Here is a 5,937-nt window from a genome sequence, read left to right as displayed (position 1 = left end):
CAATCGTCCGTAACCCGCAGGTCTTCCTCATGGATGAGCCGCTTTCCAACCTTGACGCCAAGCTCCGCGTCCAGACCCGTACGCAGATCGCATCCCTGACCCGCCGCCTCGGCGTCACCACGGTTTACGTGACGCACGACCAGGTCGAAGCAATGACCATGGGTGACCGCGTCGCAGTGCTGAAGGACGGTCTGCTCCAGCAGGTCGACACCCCGCGCAACCTCTACGACCGCCCGCAGAACGTCTTCGTTGCAGGCTTCATCGGCTCCCCGGCCATGAACCTGCTGGAACTGCCGGTCGTCGACGGCGGCGTCCAGTTCGGCGGAACGGTTTACCCCGTGCCGCGCGACGTCCTCGAAGAGGCTCACGGCCAGACCGTCACCGTCGGTTCCCGTCCGGAAGACCTCGAGACCGTCGGCAACGGCGAAGGCCTCCAGGTTGAGGTTGACGTGGTCGAAGAACTCGGTGCCGACGCTTACGTCTACGGCCACACCATCCTCGATGGCAAGAGCCACGACATCGTTGCACGCGTCGACGGTCGTCGCCCCCCGATGAAGGGCGAGTCCATCTTCGTTCGTCCGCAGTCCGGCCACGTGCACCTGTTCGACACCAAGACCGGCCTCCGCCTGGGCGACTAGTCCCCACCGGCAGTCCTATAACTCCGCATGACAGCGGCCCGACCCCTCCAGGTCGGGCCGCTCTCACGTTAACCTTTCTCCTGCGAAAGAATGGCATGAATACGACGGACACCCTGATCCCCCGCCCCTCCCACGTCGCACTCCAAGACACCCCTGCCTTCACGCTCGCCCCCACAGCACGGATCAGCGCACCGGCCCCGGCCGTGCCGGTCGCCGAACAGTTGGCATTGTTGCTGCGCGGAGGTACCGGTTTTGAACTGCCCCTCGTCGAGGACACCCGCCCCGGTGACATCTCCCTCGAGTTCGCGGAAGCGTTCGACGGCGGCCCGGAAGCGTACACACTCAGCGTCACCGAGAAGGGCGCCAGGCTCACGGCCGCCACTCCGGCCGGGCTTTTCAACGGTGTGCAGACGCTTCGGCAGCTTTTCCCGGCCGCCGTTGAGAACACCGAGGCAAGCCACGGCGAATGGGTGATTCCCGCCGTCGAAATTGCCGACGCACCGCGGTTCGCCTACCGGGGCCTCATGCTGGACGTTGCCCGCAGCTTCTTCACAGTGGAGGAGGTCAAAGAACAGATTGACCTCATGACCCAGTTCAAGTTGAACGCCCTCCACCTGCACCTCACCGACGACCAAGCCTGGCGTATCGAAATTCACGATCCCGGCACTGAGGGCAACCCTTCCGGGCTGCCGTACGCGAACCTGACCGCCGTGGGAGGACAGGGCGCCGTTGAGGTTTCCACGGCCATGCCGGTGCGGGGCCGGGAAGGGTTCTACACCCAACAGGACTTCCTCGACATCCAGGCCTACGCCGCCACCAAGAACGTCCTGGTGATACCGGAGATTGACCTGCCCGGGCACGTCAACGCCGCCCTCGCAGCGGTTCCGCAGCTTAACGCCGATGGCCTGGCCAAACCCATGAGCACCACGTCGGCTGTTGGCTGGTCAACCTTGGACGGGTCGCTCCCTGCCACCTACGAGTTCGTCCGCGAGGTCCTTGGTCAGCTCGCGGCCATGACGGTGGGCCCTTACATCCATATCGGCGGTGACGAAGCGAAGGTCACCGATCATGACGACTACGTTGCCATGGTTCAGGAATTCGCAAAGATCGCCGCCAACACCGGCAAAACCGTGGTGGGTTGGAACGAGTACGCCGCCGGTGAACTCCCCGAGGGTTCAGTCATCCAGTATTGGTTCGGCGATCTCGCCCCGGTGGTCAAGCAGGCCGAGGCCGCCGGTTCGCCGGTGATCATGTCGCCGGCCGCCAACACCTACCTGGACCAGAAGTACTCCCCGGAGAGTCCTATCGGGCTCGAATGGGTGGAAGGCGGGCCCTTCACCTGGTCCGAGTACTACAACTGGGATCCCGCCCAGGGCGGCCTGAGGGACCAGCACATTCTTGGCGTCGAAGGCCCCCTGTGGACGGAAACGGTGCGGAACAACGCCCAAGCCCAATGGCTCCTCTACCCCAGGGCTGTTTCGTTGGCGGAAGTCGCCTGGTCCGGCCAGGAGCTCCGCAACGCAGGTGACTTCCGACGTCGGCTCGGCGCCTTGGGCGAGCGGCTCGCCAACCAGGGCGTCGCCTTCCAGGCAGCGCCCGACGTCGAGTGGTCGGCAACATCGGCGTGGCCGTTCCCGGACACCGGAACGTCCTCCGCCCCTGAGTACGGAACAATTGAGGCATGAGCGAGCAAAACGGAGCCCAGTGGCACGACGAACCTACCGACTACGGGCAGATCGGCAAGCTCCCCCGCACTGAAGCGGCGAGTGCGCAGGACACCGCACCGCCGGCCAGCGTCATCGGTTCCTTGAACATCACGGCGGCGTCTGCGGACCCGGAGCTGTTGGATCTTCCGTGGCACATCGCGTTGGAGGATTGGCCTGCCGAGAACCTTGCGGCACTCCCCCGCGGTATTTCCCGGCACATCGTACGTTTCGCGCACCTGGGTGGTTCGGTGATCGCCATCAAGGAAACCTCCGAGCATGTGGCCCGCCACGAGTACCACATGCTGCGGAAGCTGGCCCGGTTGGATGTTCCCTGCGTGGAGCCGGTAGCTGTGATCACCGGACGCACCACCGCGGATGGCCGGCCCCTGAACCCTGTTCTGGTGACGCGGCACCTTAAGTTCTCCATGCCGTACCGTGCGCTGTTCTCCCAGATGCTCCGCAAGGACACCTTGACGCGCCTTATTGACGCCCAGGCGCTGTTGCTGGTGCGCTTGCACCTTGTGGGCTTCTACTGGGGCGATGTCTCGCTGTCCAACACCTTGTTCCGCCGCGACGCCGGCGCGTTTGCCGCCTATCTGGTGGATGCCGAGACCGGTGAGCTCTACCCGGACCTGTCCATGGGACAGCGCGAGTACGATCTCGAGATCGCCCGTGTGAACATCGCCGGCGAACTGATGGACCTGCTGGACGGCGGGCTCATCGAGGAAAAGGTGGACCCCGTGGCCACCAGTGAACTGATCATGGACAGCTACCGCAGGCTCTGGACCGAGCTGACGGAGAAAGAGTCGTTTGAACTCGGTGAACGCTGGCGTGTGGCCGCCCGCATCCGCCGCCTCAACGAGCTCGGCTTTGATGTGGAGGAGTACGCCATCAAGACCACGGCGGACGGCTCCACCATCCAGCTCCAACCAAAGGTCGTCGACGCCGGCCACCACCAGCGTCGATTGCTGCGCCTGACCGGATTGGACGCCCAGGAGAACCAGGCCCGCCGGCTCCTGAATGATATGGACCAGTTCCGGGCGGACAACAACCCGGACCTGGACGAGGAAATCAGCGCCCACATCTGGGTCAGCCAGATTTTCGAGCCCATTGTCCGTTCCATCCCCCGCCACTTGGCGGGGAAGCTGGAGCCCGCCGAAGTGGTCCACGAGGTCTTGGAGCACCGCTGGTACATGAGCCAGAAGCAGGACAGGTACGTCCCCCTGGCGGAGACCGTCCAGTCCTACCTGGACACGGTGCTGCAGCACCGCCGGGACGAGGCAGCCATCATGCTGAACCCGGATACGGAGCTGCTGAAGATCCTTGAGGTTGAAGTAGAGGAATCCGGCCGCTACGACGATGAAGACGAGGAAGAGTACCCGGACGCCGACGACTAGCGGAGTTTTTGTACAGATAACACCCGGAAGAGGGCCTCTAAAGGGCGTTATCTGTACAAAAACTCACGGTTCCAGGGTTTCCGCCAAGCCGGCCAGGACCGGCTCGCGGCCCAGCTCAATGTGCGAGTACGCCAGGGAGTACGCCAAATCCGGCTTGCCCTTCAGGATCGCGTTGCATAGTTCCGTATGCTCATCACGCTGGAGCTCGTTGCTGCGGTTGTGTGCCAGTCCGAAAATCCAGCGCATCCGTCCAAACAGGGGCTTCACCGATTCAATCAGGAGCCGGTTCCCGGACAACCGCACAATTTCCGCGTGCAGCTCGGCACTGATGAGGGCGACGTCGTCTGCCCTGTCGTCGTCGATCGCGGCCCTGGACGCTTCCATGAGTTCCACGAGCCGTCCACCGTCGCTGCCCTCGGCAACCCGGGTGGCGGCCATCCTCGCGGCGAAGGTTTCCAAGCACAGGCGAACATCGAAGAGCTCGTTGACATCCGTCAGGGTCAACTGCCGGACCACAGCACCCCGGCGTGGGAACGTCGCCACGAAACCGTCCTGCTCCAGGCGTTGAATGGCTTCCCGGACCGGTATGCGGGAGACGTTGTAGAGCTCGGAGAGTTCACGTTCGCGCAAGCGCATACCCTGCGCATAGGTACCCGTGACAATGCCCTCCAACACCAGTTGGTAGACGTTCTCCGCACGGGCCTCGTCATCACGGCCGTTTCCGTTGTCCGGCATCGCCTCAGCCACTGTCAAACTTCCCTTCATGCCGGCGTCCGCTCCGTGGGCCGGACGGCGCCGGTCAGCGTTCCAACCGAGCATACACGGGCGGAAACAGCTCATTGGCCGGTCGGTTCCGGACATCGCGGGCAGTGTAGGCGCGGCGCATCTTGTCGAAGAGCTCCTGGCCCTTCGCACGCCAGTAGCCCAGGTCCACTCCATCGATCGTGCCGCCCTTCATGATGGTCCTGCCGGCTACCACGGAGAGCACCGCTTGGCGGGCCGTGCCGTTCAGAAGGAGAGTCCGGAGCGGATCATCGTGGACGCCGTCGCGGATGTCTGCCAGCGAGAAGGCCACCATATCTGCTTGGGCACCGGCCTCGAGGCGCCCCAAATCAGGACGACGCAACGCTTGTGCCCCACCCAGCGTGGCGGCGTCGAAGTATCCGGCGACATCACCGGCGTCGTTCCTCCCTGCCAGGATTTTGGCCAGTTGCACGCCCGCGTCCATTCCCCGGATGAGGTCCGGCGGGAACGAGTCGGTTCCCAGCGAGATGTTGACGCCCGCTTCCTTGTAAGCCTGGAAGGAATCCAGCGTGCTGCCGTAACGCATGGACGTCAGTGGACAGTGGATGATGCTGGCACCGCTGTCCGCCAAGCGCTTGAGGTCGCCCCGGTCCTCACCGAACACGGCGGGATTCCGGTCAGTGTAGGTTGCATGCGGGATCAAAAGGCGTTCGTTGAGTAAACCCACTTGGTCCAGGAGCTCCAAAGGCGTCACGCCGTGCCATTCCTGGATCAGCCCGCGTTCAACCAAGCCCTGCAGCGAGTGCAGACGGACCAGGACATCCCGTTCCTCGGAAGCCGCCGCCGTTTCCTTCAGCAACTCGATGTCCAGGGTCTCTATCCGGCATGGGAGGAGGACTCCGCTGACCAATGGGTGGTTGAGTTCCGTTGCATGGTCCAGGAAGCGCAGGGCATCCGCCAGCCCCTCACGGCCGCGATCGTCGTCGAACATCACAGACCGTTCGCCGTTCTCCAGCACAACATTCACGCCTGAGCGGTACGCGGGGCCCAAGTAGCCGCGGAGGCCCAGGCGCCGGCTTGTTTCTGCCATGCCCGTCAGTTCCTCGAAGGGCTCGGCCCATTGCGAGTGAACCTCGGAAGCTATGGGCATGTAGGTGGTGATGCCGTGCAGAACCAGCTGGATCAACGCATATTCCCGGACCTGCCGGCGTTCTTCGGCCGTGAAGACGTCCGCCCGGCGGTTGCGGAAGTAGTCCTCTGACCACTGGTGCCCCTTGGCCTGTTCAGGGCCGGCCCAACTGTCCAGGATGAGGTGGTCGATGTCCGTCAGGGCATCGAGGTCGATCAGTCCGGGCATGAGCAGGGCATCACCTGCGTGGATTTCTTCGTTTACCGGGCCGGTGTAGTCATGGCCAACGTAGTCAATGACGTCTCCGCTGTAGACAACGCACG

The 5,937-nt window shown here is 63.7% G+C and carries 5 protein-coding genes; 3 read left to right on the top strand and 2 right to left on the bottom strand.

From position 1 onward, the window contains the following. From HP499_RS19750 to HP499_RS19740, 3 genes are all read left to right on the top strand, one after another. Positions 1-638, top strand: a 638-nt coding sequence (locus HP499_RS19750) for a TOBE domain-containing protein (protein WP_172325850.1), incomplete at its 5' end; no start/stop codon positions are given. Between the two features lie 95 nt (positions 639-733). Beyond that, entirely contained in the window at positions 734-2,323 is a 1,590-nt protein-coding gene (locus HP499_RS19745) for a beta-N-acetylhexosaminidase (protein WP_172325849.1), read from the top strand. Next, the gene (locus HP499_RS19740; protein ID WP_026542642.1) at positions 2,320-3,741 is read left to right on the top strand and encodes a DUF4032 domain-containing protein; all 1,422 of its coding nucleotides are present in this window, start codon (positions 2,320-2,322) and stop codon (positions 3,739-3,741) included. The genes HP499_RS19745 and HP499_RS19740 overlap by 4 nt, the downstream gene beginning before the upstream one ends. A 63-nt stretch (positions 3,742-3,804) precedes the next feature. Here the strand turns inward: HP499_RS19740 and HP499_RS19735 are convergent, their stop codons facing one another. Then, positions 3,805-4,506 (bottom strand): GntR family transcriptional regulator, encoded by a 702-nt coding sequence (locus HP499_RS19735; RefSeq protein ID WP_253951707.1) that lies wholly within the window; start codon positions 4,504-4,506, stop codon positions 3,805-3,807. A gap of 34 nt (positions 4,507-4,540) precedes the next feature. Then, the coding region (locus tag HP499_RS19730; protein ID WP_172325847.1) for a chlorohydrolase family protein at positions 4,541-5,937 on the bottom strand (1,397 nt) is incomplete at its 5' end.

It is taken from the genome of Paenarthrobacter sp. CM16 (assembly GCF_013179505.1).
GTDB lineage: Bacteria > Actinomycetota > Actinomycetes > Actinomycetales > Micrococcaceae > Arthrobacter.
The sequence above is the reverse complement of the archived record's forward strand: the minus strand, read 5'-3'. Positions and strand labels throughout refer to the sequence as shown.